The sequence below is a fragment of the Streptomyces sp. NPDC001980 genome (assembly GCF_040296885.1).
GTDB lineage: Bacteria > Actinomycetota > Actinomycetes > Streptomycetales > Streptomycetaceae > Streptomyces.
This window is the reverse complement of record NZ_JBEOYD010000010.1, coordinates 149,858-165,382: the sequence shown is the minus strand read 5'-3', so window position 1 is coordinate 165,382 and position 15,525 is coordinate 149,858. Positions and strand designations below refer to the sequence as shown.

Below are 15,525 nucleotides of genomic sequence, written 5' to 3'. Positions count from 1 at the left end.
ATGGGCAGCAGTAGCAGCACTGGCAGTGACGAGCAGCTCTACCTTCGCGACGTACTCGACATGCCCGAGTCCGTGCTGGCGGGGAAGTTCAAGGTCGAGCTGTCCGACGGCTTCGACCAGGCAACGGAGCGCGTCAACGAGTACGTGGTCACCGACCAGTTGGAGCTGGCGCTGCGCCGGGCACTGAAGGTCGTACAGGACTCCGTGCAGGGCGGGGACTCCAACGCGGCGTATCTGCACGGCTCGTACGGCTCCGGTAAGAGCCACTTCATGACCGTGCTGCACGCCATCCTGTCCGGCAACCCGGCCGCGCGTGCGAAGCCGCGGCTCCAGCCGGTCATCGCGGAGCACGATGTATGGCTGCGGGACCGGAAGTTCCTCATGGTGCCCTACCACTTGGTCGGCTCGACCGACCTGGACTCGGCGCTCCTGGGCGGTTACGTCACCGCGGTGACCAGGCTTCATCCGGATGCTCCGGTGCCGCCCGTCTACCGGGTGGACGCCATGTTCGCCGACGCGCGTCGCCAGCGTGACTTCACCGGTGACGACGCCGAGTTCATCCGCTGGCTGGGCAACCCCGACCTACCGAGGGAGAGAGCCGGGAACGTCCGGAACGCGGCGACGGACGACGAGGACGACCTCGAAGACCTCGACGCCGCCGAGGCCCCCTCGGTGTGGACCAGTGACCTGCTCGACCGGGCGTTCGCCGCCGCCTCCGGCGACAGGCACCGGGACTGGCTGGCCTCGGCTCTGCTCTCCGGCCCGTTCGCGTCGTACTCCCAGGGCGCGCTCGGCGCCAAGGACGCGTTCGTGCCGTTGGAGAACGGCCTGGACATCATCAGCCGACACGCCAAGGCGCTCGGCTACGACGGCCTGATCCTGTTCATCGACGAACTGATCCTCTGGCTCCAGGCACATCTCAATGAGCAGTCCTTCGTCAACAGCGAGATCGACAAACTGGTCAAGCTGATCGAGTCCGGGGTGAGTGGCCGCCCCCTGCCCGTGGTGTCGTTCATCTCCCGCCAGCGCGACCTGGCCGAGCTGATTGGCGCGAACGCGGTCGGAGCCGATGTCAAGAACCTGGAGAGCCGGGTCAACTACCTCTCCGGACGCATCGACACGATCACCGTGGAGGACAAGAACCTCCCGGAGATCATCAAGGAGCGCGTCCTCAAGCCCAAGAACGCCGCGGCACGCGCTGCCCTGGACACGGCCTTCTCCCGGCTCGAGACCTCCAACCAGTCCGTGCGGGACGTGCTGCTGGACGCGAACGGCATCACGCACGCGGACTGGGCTGACTTCAAGGCCCTCTACCCGGTCTCCCCGGTGCTCCTCAACGTGCTCGTGGCGTTGTCGAGCGCGTTGCAGCGCGAACGCACCGGTCTGAAGCTGCTGCAGCAGGTGCTCAACCGGCGGCGCGCGGACATGAAGGTCGGCCAGCTCGTTCCCCTGGGCGACCTGTGGGACGTACTGGTCGACGGAATGGGCGAGGCGTTCACCGACCGGCTGCGCAGCGATGCCGACGCAGCGATCCGCTTCTACGGCAGGGTGCAGGCGCACCTGGAGCAGAAGTACAAGTCGGCGGACGGCAAGCCGGCGGACAGCGAGAAGTACAAGGCTGACGACCGGTTCATCAAGACGATGCTGCTTGCCTATCTCGCCCCGGAGGTGCCCGCGCTGACGCGGCTCACGGGCCCGCGGCTGGCGGCTCTGAACCACGGGTCGATCCGCTCCCGCACCGGTCAGACGGACAGCCTGGCGATCACACGGATGCGGGAACTGCAGGCGGCGTTCCCCGGTGAGCTGCGCAGCGACGGAAACGAGGCTGATCCGGTCTTCACCCTCCACCTGTCGGACCTCGACGTGGAGCCGATCCTGGACAGCGTGGGGGAGAAGGACTCCACCGGTGCTCGCAAGAGGTGGGTGCAGGAGTGGCTGTGGCGGGAGCTGAGGGTTCCGGACGAGGGTGAGCTGGTCAGTGAGCGGGAGATCGTCTGGCACGGCACCCGTCGCACCGCCGAGTTCGTCTTCGAGGACGTTTCCGAGAAGAACGTCCTGCCGGACGGACAGTTCGAGCCGGGCTCCCCGGACCGGATCCGCTTCGTCCTCGGCTACCCTGGCAACCCGGACGCGAAGATCACCGCTGATGAGATCCGGGTCTTCCGCCTGCAGCGCGAGAATCCGGACGCAGCGACGGTGGTGTGGCTGCCGTCGTTCCTGTCCAGTCAGCGTGGAAAGCAGCTCGGCCGCCTGTTGAAGATCAACTACCTTCTGGACCGCGATCACCTGAGGGACTTCGCGACGCATCTGTCCTCGGACGACCAGGTACGGGTCAGGCACCAGCTGGAGGCGCAGCGCGACACCCTCAACGGAGAACTCTCCCGGGTGCTGCACCAGGCGTACGGGCTCGCCAAGGCGAACGAGGCCGACTTCAGCTCCGAGGTCACCGACGGGAAGCACGTGCACGCGCTGTTCGCGGGGCACACACCACAGCTTCAGGGCGGCGGCAGCTTTGAGTACAACTTGCTGAAGCTGGCCGACGGGCTGTTCGACGCGAAGTACCCGAAACACCCGAACTTCGACCGAGGGGAGAGTCGCAAGCCGATCACCACAGCGAAGTTCAAGATGGTGTACGGCTGGATTGCGAAGGCCATGGACGCCGGTGGCCGGGTCGTCGTTGACGGCAAGGAGATCGCTGACGTCGCGCGGGTGGTGCATGCGCTGGAACTCGGCGAGGTGCACGACGGACCGCTGACCATCGGCGTCGACTGGATGCGCGAGGTCAACCGGCAGGCCGACCATCATGGGGCGAAGGGCGACTACTCCGTCGAGGACATCCGGGTCTGGATCGCCGAGCTGGGCTGGACAGGGCTGGACACCATCGTCTCGAACCTGGTGATCGCGACGTACGCGCTGCTGTCCGACCGGTCTTGGGTCCTCAACGGCAAGCCGGAGCCCACGGCACCCGCGCTGGACCAGATCGGCTCCGGCTGGGCGCTCCGCGCGCAGGAGCTGCCCAGCAAGGAGGAGTTCGCCGCCGCGCACACCAAGGCAGCGCTGCTGCTGGTGACGGACGTGCCTGCGCTGCCCTACGCCCGGAACGTCAATGCGTTGGCGACCGCGGTCCGGGAGAAGGCCGCGGAGCACGAGAACGACATCATCGGGCTGCGGCACTCGCTTGCCAAGCATCGTGCCGCACTGGGTGTTTCGGGTGAGGCACTGACGGCTCGGGAGCAGGCGGTGCGGGACGCGGCTGACCTGCTGGCCCGGATCAAGCAGAACCATGACGCGACGGGACTGGCCCGCGACCTTGCGGCAGCAGCGTACGCGACGACCGACTTGGTCCTGGGCAAGACCGTTTCTTCTGCGAAAGCCGTCCTGGAAGCGCTGGACAACACCGACTGGGAACTCATCGAGAGCGTCCGGAAGTACATCGACCGCGGTGACGGTCTCGCCGACCGCTCGGAGCGGCTGCTCGCCCAGATCGCCGAGGCGGCTTCGAAGGACGAGTACGACACCGCACTCGCCCCGGTGCTGAAGCTGGCGCGCAGCAAGGCGGTGGAGCTGATCAACGAGGCCGCGCGGCTGAGCACGGTCGCGCCACCGGTTCCCCCGCAGCCGCCGGCGCCCACGCAGCAAGGGCCTGCCCAGCCGGCGGAGCCTGACGAATTCCCGCAGTCCACGCCAGGGACCACGGGTCCCAAAGCGCCTTCTCAGCCGTCGGCACCCTCGTCCCCCGCCGCCCCGCAGGCACGACGGGTCGTCGTCGCAGGTGACAGCACCTTGGAAACGGCACTCGGCAGTGCGCTCGCCGATGTCCGTGAACAGATCCAGAGCTATGCCGCCGCCCATCCCGGTGCCAAGATCGAGATCAACTGGCAGGTGGTGCAGCCCGACCACGAGAGCCGGCACGCCTCGGCGGGCCACGAGGACGACTGATGGGGGCGATCGTGCCCGAACTCGACCAGCGTGTCATCACCGGACTGCTCGCCACGCACCTTCCGCGTGCGAAGGGCAGACAGTTGATGCTGGTGCACGGGCGGTACGCCGAGACGGCGGCCAAGGTGTTCACAGTGTCGGACGGCGAGGGCGATCGGCGCAGCGTCCATGTCGCACACGCGACCTCAGTGCTCGGCATCACCGACGCCTGGCAGGAACACCGGGCCCAGCACGGCTCCGACCTCCTCGTGGTCACGACGGACGTGGCCGACGAGCGGGTCGGCGTCGACCTGCTCGGCGAGATGATGCGCTCGCGCACGATCACCGTGGACGAGGCGGACATCGTCAAGCAGCTCTTCGGAGCCGCCGACCTCGACCCCCGTATGCGACGCGATCCGTGGCTGTGGCTGCCGGCCGCGCTGATCGCGGCCGAGCCGCGGGAGGGATGGCCGCAACGAGGGACCGTGCTCACGCTGGACGCGGCGATGCGCGCCCTGGTCGGCGTACGGCTGGGCCTTGAGGGAGTGTTCGAGGGCGGAGCATCCGTGGACGTCGATGCCCTCCTTGCCTGGTCCCAGCAGCCCGGCGGCCCTGACCGCTTCGCCGTGTTGCCCGAGGCCGAGCAACAGGGAATCGCCGACTGGCTGGAACAGCGTGCGGGCGAAGCCGCGCCACTGCTGCTGCGGCTTGCCGTGAGCGGCCTCGGCCCCCGGGCCACGGCACTGGGGCTGCTCTCCTCCGTGCTGTCCGAAAGCGGGGACCCCTCTTCGGCGGACGCTGCCTTGGCTCTTGGCTCGCTGCTCAACGGCGTTCGCTTCAGGCCGTCCGAACTTCGTGCCTTCACCAGCGCGGTGGAGGGCACGCTGACCCGATGGATCGGCGAGGCCGCCGGACGGGGGACGCAGAGTGAGCAGGCTCGCCACCGGGTGCTCGACGTGGTGCGGCAGGCCGACCAGCTGGCCGAGAGCGTCCATCTGACCGGCGTGCTGGCGGACAACCCGTTCCTGCCGTCCGGTTTCCAGGAGCGGCTGCGCCGCCTGGCCGAGGCCCTGTCCGAGAGTGCCGACGCCGCACAAGCCGCGTGGGAGTTCGTACGGGAGCACCAGCTGGCGCCGTCGTTCTACCCCGAGCGAGTCGAACTCGCCCGCATGGCAGTGAGGTTGAGGCGCTGGCTGGACCAGGACGTCCCCGGGGTGTCCTCGGTTGGGCAAGCCGTTCAGGCACACGTCACGAACTGGGGATGGGCGGACCGAGCGCTCACCCAGCTGTGGCAGGGGGACACCGTCGCGGATCCTGTAGTCGACGAGGCGTATGGAAAACTGCACGACGCCGCGCGCCAACGGCGGCACCTCCTCGACGAGGCTTTCGCGAGCTGTCTGGTCCGGTGGACGCAGGACGCCCGTCCGAACCGGCCGGGCGGAGACCTGCTCATCGAGAACGTCCTGAACGAGGTGGCCCGGCCGCTGGCGGACGCGGCGCATCCTCCGCTGGTGGTCGTCCTGACGGGCATGACCGGTGCTGTCGCTGCCGAGTTGGGCGAGGAACTGACCAGCACGGGCCGGTGGATCGAACTCGGCGAAGGAGGGCTGCGAAGGGCGGCGGTCGCACTGATGCCCTCGGTGACGGCCGTCTGCCGTGCCTCACTTCTCAGCGGTCGCCCTGTCCTGGGAGGACCGGAGGAGGAGAAGGAGAACTTCATCGCGTTCTGGGAAGAGCACGACCACACGGCGTCCCTTTTTCACAAGAGCGGCATACCGGCTGAAGTGGGGCATCGGCTCCGTGACCAGCTCATCTCGGCGATCGCCATGGACGAGGTGGTCGGTGTCATCCTCGACACGATCGACGAAAGCCTCGACCACGGTCGGCAGAGTCCGGGCGGCCCGTGGACCGTGGACAGCGTGACGTACCTGCCCGAGCTGCTGAACACGGCACGTGCGCAAGGGCGTCCGGTGGTGCTGGTGTCCGCTCATGGGCATGTCCAGGACCGGGACAGCAGCTCGGCGACGCCGGCCCTGGCCGAGGACGTGGAGGCGGCGCGTTGGCGTACCGGACCGGCAGGTGACGGCGAAGTCGCCCTGGACGGGCCACGCGTCCTGGAGAACGGTGGCCGGATCACGGCGGCCTGGTCTGAGGACATCCACTACACGCCCGGCAAAGCCGGATACCGCGGAGGCGCTGCCCTCGCTGAGATGGCCGTGCCGGTGCTCGTACTGGCACCCACCGACGAGGTGGCCCCGGAAGGCTGGGCGACAGTGCCCCGGGAATCGGTCGAGCCTTCCTGGTGGGAGCGGTCGGCGGAACCGGTCTCACCGTTCGTTCCCGCAGTGGAGCCGAAGCTGACGAAGAAGCTGGCCAGGAAAACCGGCCTGCGTCCGAAGGCGGTGGCAACGAGCGATGCACCCGTCGACGACGAAACGGCCAAGGCGCCCACCGCGCAGAATCCACCGATGGAGAAAGCACCTGAACCTGAGCAGTCTCTGGGCTGGCGCGTCGTCTCCACCAAGATCTACGACCACCAGAAGGCCTTCGTACGCAGGGCACCGGACCGCAAGGTCGTCGCGGCCGTCGTCGACGCCCTCGACGCGGCAGGCGGCACGCTCTCGCTGGCGGCGGTGGTCGCCGCCGTCACCGGATCGGGCGGCCGAGCACCCAGCCGTCCCGAGGGGATCGTCACCGTCCTGACCCGCCTGCTCAACGTGGAGGGCTACGACGTCATCAACCTGATCGATACACGGACCAGAGTGCGACTCAACCGCGACCAGCTGATCCAGCAGTTCGAGCTGACCCAGGCGGAAGGCGGAGTGGCATGAGTACTCCGCTCGTGAGCGCGGCCCGCCGCCGCGAGGTCATCGACGCACTGCGGCGCGGGACCGTACCCCAGACCGGCCTCGATCTTTTCGCTGTCGGCCTGGACAGGTTCGCCCCGGCGCTGGATGAACGCATCTTGACGACCACTACCGGTGGTGCCGCCTTCCACGCCATCCGCGGCGAGTACGGATCCGGCAAGACGTTCTTCGCCCGCTGGCTCGCGGAACGCGCCAAAAGGGCCGGTCTCGCCACCGCCGAGATCCAGATCTCGGAGACCGAAACCCCGTTGCACAAACTGGAGACGGTGTACCGGCGGCTGACGGAGCGGCTGACGACTGCGACCCAGCCGCCCAGCGCCCTGCGGTCCGTGATCGACGGCTGGTTCTACGCCCTCGAAGAGGATGCCAGCGAGACTCGTCCCGACCTCGCAGACGACAGCGCGGGCCTGGAGGCAGCGGTCGACGCGCTGATGGAAGAACGTCTGCGGACGGTGGCACGGACCACCCCCGCCTTTTCGGCCGCGCTGCGCGGATATCGCAGGGCCACCATGGATGGGGACGCGGCCACTGCTGAGGCGCTCATCGCCTGGCTCGGCGGCCAGAAGTCGGTGGCTGCGTCGGCACGGCGTGCCGCCGGTGTGCGAGGCGATTTGGACCACTTCGCCGCACTCGGTTTCCTGCAGGGACTCCTGACCGTGCTGAAGGACTGCGGTCACCCGGGCCTGCTGATCGTTCTCGACGAGATCGAAACGCTGCAGCGTGTGCGCGGCGACGTACGCGAGAAGGGTCTCAACGCGCTGCGTCAGCTTCTGGACGAGATCGATACAGGACGCTTTCCTGGCCTCTTCCTGGTCATCACAGGCACGCCTGCCTTTTATGACGGGCAGCAGGGGGTCCAGCGGCTTCCGCCGCTCGCTCAGCGCCTGGCCACCGACTTCACCACCGATCCGCGCTTCGACAACCCGCGGGCCGTACAGCTGCGGCTCAGCGGCTTCGACCTACAGCGTCTGGGAGAACTCGGCCGTTCGGTGAGGGACCTGTACGCAGGGGCAGCTCGGAACCCGGACAGGATCGCATCGCTGGTCGACGACGCGTACGTCTCCGAGCTGGCCACGGCTATGACGAGCAGGCTCGGTGGACGGGCGGGCATTGCGCCCCGTCTGTTCCTTCGCAAACTCGTCGCAGACGTGCTGGACAGGGTCGACGAGTTCGAGGACTTCGATCCTCGCAGGGATTATGCCCTGACGGTGAACACGGCCGAACTGAGCGAGATCGAGCGCAACGCAGCAGCCGACACCGCCGACGACATCGAGCTGGAGTTGCCGTGACCGGAGCTCCCGAACCACTCGACTACCTCCACCCCGGTCTGATCCACCACATCGTCAACTCTCTTGGCTGGCCCGCGCTCCGTCCTCTCCAGGAGGAGGCGATTACGCCGCTCCTCGACGGCTCTGACGCCGTCCTGCTCGCGCCGACCGCTGGCGGCAAGACCGAGGCCGCGACCTTCCCCCTGCTGTCGAAGATGGCTCAGGAGGGGTGGACGGGTACCTCGGTGCTTTATGTCTGTCCGCTCAAGGCCCTCCTCAACAACCTCTTGCCCCGTCTTGAGACTTACACCGCCTGGCTGGGCCGTACGGCCGCGCTATGGCACGGCGATGTGCCGCACACGCGACGCAAACGCATCCTGCGCGAGCGCCCGGACATTCTGCTGACCACGCCGGAATCCCTCGAAGCGATGTTGGTCAGTGTGAACGTCGACCACCGTGCCTTCCTCTCGGGACTGCAGGCGATCGTCGTCGACGAAGTCCACGCCTTCGCCGGCGACGACCGCGGCTGGCATCTGTTGGCCGTTCTGGAACGGCTGGAGCGCGTGGTGGAGCGGCCGGTGCAACGTGTGGGGCTCTCGGCAACCGTCGGCAACCCGGAGCAACTGCTGAACTGGCTGCAGGGTTCCGGCGCCGGGAAGCGTGCGGCACAGGTCGTCGCCCCCCATCTCCGCGAAGAGTCCCCCGCGCTGCCGCCGCCCGGCGACATCCAGCTCGACTTCGTCGGCTCGCTGGCGAACGCCGCGACGGTGATCGCATCCCTGCACCGAGGCGAGAAGCGCCTGGTGTTCTGCGAAGCACGCAGACAGGTCGAGGAGCTCGGGGCTGCCCTGCGTGCCAAGGGAGTCACCACCTTCTTGTCCCACGCCTCGCTGTCCGTGGACGAGCGCAGGAAGGCCGAGGAGGCCTTCGCCGAGGCCCGCGACTGCGTGATCGTCTCCACCAGCACCCTCGAACTCGGCATCGACGTCGGGGACTTGGACCGGGTCATCCAGGTCGACGCACCCGGAACCGTAGCGTCGTTCCTGCAACGCCTTGGGCGGACGGGCCGCCGACCTGGCTCGGCCCGCAACTGCCTCTTCCTCGCCCTGGATGAAAGTGGTCTGCTCAGTGCGTCCGCCCTGCTCCTGCTGTGGTCACGCGGCTGGGTCGAACCGGTGGTGGCTCCGCCCGAGCCCCGGCACATCGCCGCACAGCAGATCCTTGCGCTCTGCCTGCAGGAACACCGAGTCGGCGACCAGCTGTGGAAAGAGTGGTGGGGTGGGCTCGGCCCCTTCGGGCCATCCGCCGAGCCGATCCTGCGGCACCTCGTCCAGGAGGGGTATCTGGATCAGGACGGCGGAATGCTATTCATCGGCCCCGAAGCCGAACGCCGCTTCGGATACCGGCATTTTATGGATCTCACGGCCGTATTCACTGCGGCCCCAGAGTTCACGGTGCTTGCAGGCCGCAGTGAGATCGGTACGACCGACCCGGCACTGCTCACGGACGAGATCGCCGGTCCGCGCCGCCTGCTCCTTGCGGGCCGCAGCTGGCAGGTGACCCACATCGACTGGTCACGGCGCCGCTGCTTCGTCGAGCCGGTGGACAGCGGTGGCCGCGCCCGGTGGGGAGGAGCTGGCCTCGTCCGGGCCGCATCGTACGAACTCGCACGTGCGGCCCGGGAAGTACTGCTCGGCGCCGACCCGCCCGTCGTCCTGACCCGACGCGCCCAGACCGCCCTCGCAGAAGCACGCGACCACAGCGCCGAGGTGGTGCACACTGACGGGACAGTGATCGTACGAGGTGGCCGAGATACCAATGTGCGCTGGTGGACCTGGGCCGGCTACCGGGCCAACGCCACGCTGGCCGCGACCCTCACCACGGTCGCTGACCCGCTGCAACGGCCTACTGATGCCTATCTGCGGCTCCGCGAGGACGTGACCGTCGCGGAATGGAGTAAGGCGGTTACCGAGGCGACCAATCAGTTGTGCCTGCCCGCCGTGGATGCCCGAGCACTCAATGGTCTAAAGTTCAGCGCTGCGCTCCCGCCTCGGCTCGCGGAGGCCACACTCGCCGTTCGTCTCGCGGATCTGTACGGCGCGGCGGCCATCCTGCGGGAGCCGTCGAGATTCACGGAAATGGGCTACTGACGGGTCACGGAAGCTGCGGCCGACGATCAACACGGAGCCGCGCAAGGAACAGCGGCTGTGGGTCTACGTCTTGGACGGGAGCACTCGCGCCCAGGTCTTCACCGCGATGTCTCAGCCCAAGGGCCACGACGTCTTCGCCACCCTCGACGGCCTGGTGGCCGGCTGCCACCAGGCACTGCTGCCGCAGCAGAAACTCGACCTCATTCGGAGATCGCCAACGCCTGACCACCGCGACGGCTGGCGAGCCGCCTACGGTGTACTGGGGCGATCCGTCCTTTTCGGGGCAGCCGCGATACGGCCGAAAGGGATAGTAGGGCCCTGCTGAGGACTGGCGGAAGTTGTGTCCGTCTCGCCTGATGGGCGTGCTCAACTGTGCTGTCAGACCTCGCTGGCTGAGGCGTCAAGGGCACGCCGCGGAGTTTCGAGCCTCCGGTGTGGTTGTTCCAGGCGAAGCGGTGCCCAGTCGACGCCTCTCACCGTGGCCAACGCGGCCTCGACCTTGGCCGGCAGTCGCCGACCGGCGATCGGATTCCGCGCGAGATGCCACCATCGGAAGTCCGCGACCTGGCTTATCGCGGCATCGGCCCGCGCGATCAGCGGGTCGAGGGTCGTAGCCTGCCGGGCGATGTACGCTGCCAACTCCTCGCGGTAAGGCTCCACCGTTGGATCGTCGACAACGGTCATCCGCCACAACCGCAGAGTAGAGAACTGGACCCAGGACCGCGATGAGATCTCAAGTGCTGCGCCCGAAGCGAGAAGGAACTCAACTGAGTCGGCCAATCTCCGTTCACGACCTCGCAGAGTTCGATCGCGCGCTACGTCCTCAAGTGTCGTGATCGCCTCGCGAAGTCTTTCGATGTCGTGGAGCAGATGTGTCCGGAGCAGAATCCCGCTCGACTCGATCTGTCCCCAGTTATTGTCCGAGAGGGTCTCGACGCTCCTCGCAGTTCGGTAGACCTCCGCAAGTTGGTCCTGCGCGGCGCGAGCTTCCGCATGCCATTCGCGGAGCTGCTGTCGCTGGACGCTTCCCACCTGTTCGGAAATGGTCGTGAGCTGCTTCTCGATCCGATCGAGCTGAGCCTGGAGCGCCATCGCGGAAAGAGCGTTTGTCATCGACGCTGCTGCGGCGAGCCCACCTACCCCCTTGAGGCGCGCAACATGCTGGAACCTGCCCTTGCTGTCTCGAACGAGGGCGAGGACCTCGCCCGCCTTGTCCTTCGCCGCGCTGCCCGCGCGAATTGCTGCCGCCATCTCCGGGTCGACCAGCATGAGGCGTCCGACCATCTGCTGGTACGTCTGTACGCCGTCCACGGCAGCCTTGGTCCGAGTGGCCCATGATCCGAGCTGCACTGGCGTTTGGATCACCGTCGTGCCGAACACGTCCAGATTCTCGGGCGCGCCGAACACGTACATCTCATCGTTGCTGGCTCCCGGCACGACCAAGACCTGGGAGTCAACGACGGGGACGGGCGATGGTCTCGACTCCGTCGACACCATGCCGGTCATGCCCGACGGTGCCTTCGGTTGAAGGCTCTCGTCCGCGGGTGCCGTGATGACGTCGAACCGACGCCGACGGAGGATCCAGAGTGTTGCCAACGCTGCACTGCTCGCGGCTGCTAGGGCGACCAGGGTGATGATGGCAGCGTTCGGCATGTGTCAACTCTAATGACCTTGGGATGAACAGTGGGCCCTGATCCCAATCTCGCCTCGCCAACGTGTGGTTTGCAGGCCCGCACCACCTCATCGAAGCCGACGACTGGCCGGACCTCCTGCCCGCCACCGTCCTCGGAGCGATCCGTCAGGCACCGGCCATCAACCACAACCCCTCCATACGCAACCTCCGTGACACCGGAGGACCCCACCGATGGGTACACAAAGGGAACCGGTCACCCGCCCACGATCGCGCCGCTGTCCCTTTCGGCTATAGCTCGGCTGCCCCCTCGTTCACCAGTTCGTCGCACGCGAAAAATACGCGCGCGACAACCAGTGAGCCCGCCACCCTGGGACTGTGAGCGAAACACTGGACGACCCCGACGACCCGACCCGCCTGCCCCCACGGCGCTCGGACTGGCACAGCGTCGCCGTCATCGGCAGCCCCCACGAGGACGATTTCGACATAGCCCTCGGCTACCTGCAGGCAGCCGACATCCTCGCGAGCCATTGGATCTGCAACGGCACGAACGATGCGCTGCCTGTCCCGATCTACTACAACTACCGGCATGGCATCGAGCTGTCCCTGAAGGGGTGCATTCGCGTGGCAGCGGGCTGTCTGCGCCGCGACGGCAGCGAACTCCCGCCTGGCGAGCCCGACAAGCTCGTCAACGCCTCGCATGTGATCGGGCACCTGGCGAACCGACTGAACCAGTACCTCAGCCAGCTCCTGGACGCCCCGAACGACCGTATCCCCGAGGAGACACAGGAGACCCTCGACTGGCTTCATCAGCTCGACGAGAACGGGCAGACCTTCCGATACAGCACCGTCAGGGGCGGTAAGCGTGCGGGAGTGGTCCGGGCCCGGCCGAACCAGCAGAACATCGACTTCGACGCCGACTGCCGCCGCCTGCACGACGCAGGCTGGATGCTGTACGGCGGCGTAGGAGGCCACCTCGACAGCCACGCCGACCTACAGGCCGACTACTACGCAGAACTGGCACAGCACGCTTGGTGGTGAGAGATCTATGGGGCCACGCCAGAGCCGAACCCCGGTCGAAGGCTCGAACGGGGAGCAACCGTGTACCGCTGCGCATTGGCTGGATCACTGTGAGGGCTACAGAGGGAGGGGCGGTCAAATCTGCTGAGACGGTCATCGAAACAAGGTGCGGCTGAGGCCGCTGCAGGATGCGGAGTTGGAGGCAGGAGAGGGCAGAGGCTCAGGACGCGGACGACGCGCAAGCCACGAAGGTAGACCCGTTCGGCAACGATGTCGTCGGAGCGTCGATGTGCGAGAACGCGGTTCCGAACACAGTGACCATGACCTCCTCCACGGCGAGGGGCGGGTGGGCGTAGGTGTCCCAGGTCTCGGAGAATTTCGCGTGCCGGGATAGGGCTTGCACGGTTTTCGGGTCGTGTTTGCCGGAGCCGCCGAGCGTGGTGGTGTAGAAGTGCTTGAGGTCGTGGAAGCGGGTTCTGTCCGGAAGCCCGGCTTGTTTCACTGCCTTTCGCCATTTCTGATGGAAGTCGCTGATTAGTACGGGCCGGCCATAACGGTTCGTGACGATCAGTCCCTCGTCCGGCGGCTCGGCGTAGCCGCGCGCCCGGCGGCGGCGTTGTGCGGCATGCGAGACGGGCTCCGGCTCGGAGAACCGTGTCACGTGGTGTAGCAGCCGCTCGATCAGGAAGTGATCCACCGGCAGAGTTGCGTAACTGGCCTTGGTCTTGAGGCGGACGGCCTTGCCGCGCTGCCGTTGCTCTTCGACGTGTAGCAGGTCGTGGTTCCAGGCCACCTGACTTCGCTTCAGCCCGAAGGCCTCGCCCTGGCGCAGTCCGGCGCAGGCTCCGAGCCAGATCAGGACCTCGTAGCGCGGCGCGACCTTCTGCATCGCCGCTGCGACTGCTGCGACCTGTCCAGGTGACAGCGCGACCTTGATGCGGGGGGTGACGTCCGGGAGTTCGATCCTTGCCACGATGTTGGGAGGGAGTGGGATGTCCTCGTCCAGCATGTAATGCACGAGGATGCGCCAGGTCTTGAAGATCTGGACGACGGTGCAGGCCGAGTCGATGCCTTGCTTGTCGAGGAGGTAGTCGACGAAGGCCATGGAATCGGGGCGGCGCAGGCTGTCTGCGGTGCGGTGGCCGGCGAAGGGCAGGATGTGGCTGCGGAGATGGCTTTCGTAGGTGTCGCATGTATTGGAATTCTTCTTCCGCTTACGCCTCCTTATCATCATCTCGGTTGCGAAGTATTCAACCTGCAGGCTGCCCGGATTGTTGTCGCGCGACGCCTGCCTTTCGGCTTTCGTGAGCACCTTGTCGAGGCAGTCGCGGGCTTCCTGCCAGGTGGCAAAGGCCGGTCGTTTCTCCTTTCCTGAGCAGTCGATGTACCGGGCCTGCCAGCGATGGCCGCGGCCGTGGTCCGCAGACGGGTACAGAGGCTGCTGTGGCGTGCCGCATCGGCACGGTACGTCACCGCGCTCTGGTTTTGGATATCTCCTGTGCCAGCGATCGAACGGCTCGATTGGCTTGCTCATGCCCCTGCCCTGAAAAATGGAGTTGCGTGCTGGACCTGTCACCGCGCCTTTCGCACTGGCTTGGCGACGTGCGCGACGGCTTGTCTCCGCCCGCCAGGCGATGCTGTCCGCTACAACCAGTAGTTATGCACAGCTGTTCATGGTGTATGCAAAGGTGTGACGGTCGAGTCGCCGTGTGCCAGCACGTGAACCGTCACCGGACCCGCGACTCCTGTCCCTGGGTATGCAAATCCGTCGCCTCAGAGAGGAGCGGGGATACAGCCTAGAAGAACTCGCAGAACGCAGCGGGCTGAGCTTCCGCGGCCTCATCTATATCGAGCATGGACAGCGCAACCCCAGCGTTCTTACGCTCTTGGACATCGCTTCAGGGCTCGATGTGGAACCGGGGGAACTTGTTAATCACATCGCCCAGGAAGAATCTGGTAAATCTGCCACTGATGGTACGAGGTGACAATCCGAGGATCGTGATTTTCGTCAGGCGCCCTGGGGGCGTGGACTGTCCATGCTGTCTCGTGGTTCGTCCTGAGGTCCGCGCATGTGATGTGCGGGAACCTGTCTTGCTGCACTGCCGTACGCGGACGGCCTGTTGTGGTGCCGACTGTGGGCGCTCCCCTTCGATCCCCCTTCCGGTCTCGCGGGTTTGAGGTCGAGAGGGCGGCCCTCCGTACGGGGCAAGCTGTCGAGAGCCGGTACCACGATGACTCCGCGCGGTAGGTCAGCGTGGTAACGGCGGGCCGGTGCGAGAGCTGGAGCACCTCAGGCGTGACATGGCTGAAGCTGCCGTTGGCGTATCAGGTGGCAGCGATGGCGGGAACGTCCTGTTCGATGCCCACCGTGACGACCCGGAGTTCGGCTACCGGTTCCTGGCCGACGAGGTCCGTGCCGCAGAGGCCGGAATGGCGGACCCAACCGTGTGGCGGATCTGCCGGGACAACCGCTGGTGGAGCGGTTCGGCAAGAGGCGAGGCCGGATCAAGAAGGCCGACCTGCCGGTGCAGGATGACCTCGTTCAGTGTGACTCCAATGCGGCCGGACCGAACCGTCTGTGGCTCGCGGACATTACCGATATTCATCAGCAGAAGGGAAGTTGTATTTAGGTGCGCTCCAGTCCTCATCTCGCTTGATCGTTAACCGATGCC

The 15,525-nt window shown here is 66.6% G+C and carries 9 protein-coding genes; 7 read left to right on the top strand and 2 right to left on the bottom strand.

Annotation, left to right across the window (positions count from 1 at the left end):
* Genes ABT137_RS17915 through ABT137_RS17900 form a run of 4 tightly spaced genes read left to right on the top strand, consistent with a single transcriptional unit; the run spans position 1 to position 10,203 of the window.
* Entirely contained in the window at positions 1-3,939 is a 3,939-nt protein-coding gene (locus ABT137_RS17915) for a DUF6079 family protein (RefSeq protein WP_351709592.1), read from the top strand.
* Positions 3,939-6,749 carry a BREX-2 system phosphatase PglZ gene (pglZ, locus tag ABT137_RS17910; RefSeq protein ID WP_351709589.1) on the top strand — a complete coding sequence of 937 codons (2,811 nt, stop codon included), beginning with the start codon at positions 3,939-3,941 and terminating at the stop codon, positions 6,747-6,749. The genes ABT137_RS17915 and pglZ overlap by 1 nt, the downstream gene beginning before the upstream one ends.
* Positions 6,746-8,074: a BREX system ATP-binding protein BrxD gene (gene brxD / locus ABT137_RS17905; protein WP_099504558.1), complete on the top strand. Its 1,329-nt coding sequence runs from the start codon at positions 6,746-6,748 to the stop codon at positions 8,072-8,074. Before pglZ ends, brxD begins: the two co-directional genes overlap by 4 nt.
* A complete protein-coding gene (locus tag ABT137_RS17900; RefSeq protein ID WP_351709585.1) occupies positions 8,071-10,203 on the top strand; it encodes a DEAD/DEAH box helicase in 2,133 nt (710 codons plus the stop codon). The genes brxD and ABT137_RS17900 overlap by 4 nt, the downstream gene beginning before the upstream one ends.
* A gap of 378 nt (positions 10,204-10,581) precedes the next feature.
* Here ABT137_RS17900 and ABT137_RS17895 read toward each other — a convergent pair whose 3' ends face one another.
* Positions 10,582-11,856, bottom strand: a complete 1,275-nt coding sequence (locus tag ABT137_RS17895) for a hypothetical protein (protein WP_351709582.1) — start codon at positions 11,854-11,856, stop codon at positions 10,582-10,584.
* 355 nt (positions 11,857-12,211) lie between these two features.
* Between ABT137_RS17895 and ABT137_RS17890 the strand changes: the two genes are divergently transcribed.
* Positions 12,212-12,874, top strand: a complete 663-nt coding sequence (locus ABT137_RS17890) for a hypothetical protein (RefSeq protein WP_351709579.1) — start codon at positions 12,212-12,214, stop codon at positions 12,872-12,874.
* A gap of 199 nt (positions 12,875-13,073) precedes the next feature.
* Here ABT137_RS17890 and ABT137_RS17885 read toward each other — a convergent pair whose 3' ends face one another.
* Positions 13,074-14,387, bottom strand: coding sequence for a tyrosine-type recombinase/integrase (locus tag ABT137_RS17885; protein WP_351709576.1), 1,314 nt, complete (start codon positions 14,385-14,387; stop codon positions 13,074-13,076).
* A gap of 223 nt (positions 14,388-14,610) precedes the next feature.
* Here ABT137_RS17885 and ABT137_RS17880 point away from each other — a divergent pair, with 223 nt between their 5' ends.
* Positions 14,611-14,838 (top strand): helix-turn-helix domain-containing protein, encoded by a 228-nt coding sequence (locus ABT137_RS17880; RefSeq protein ID WP_334580661.1) that lies wholly within the window; start codon positions 14,611-14,613, stop codon positions 14,836-14,838.
* A gap of 462 nt (positions 14,839-15,300) precedes the next feature.
* Complete coding sequence (locus tag ABT137_RS17875; RefSeq protein WP_351709572.1) at positions 15,301-15,483, top strand: hypothetical protein; 183 nt, start codon at positions 15,301-15,303, stop codon at positions 15,481-15,483.
* The last annotated feature ends 42 nt before the right edge of the window (positions 15,484-15,525 follow it).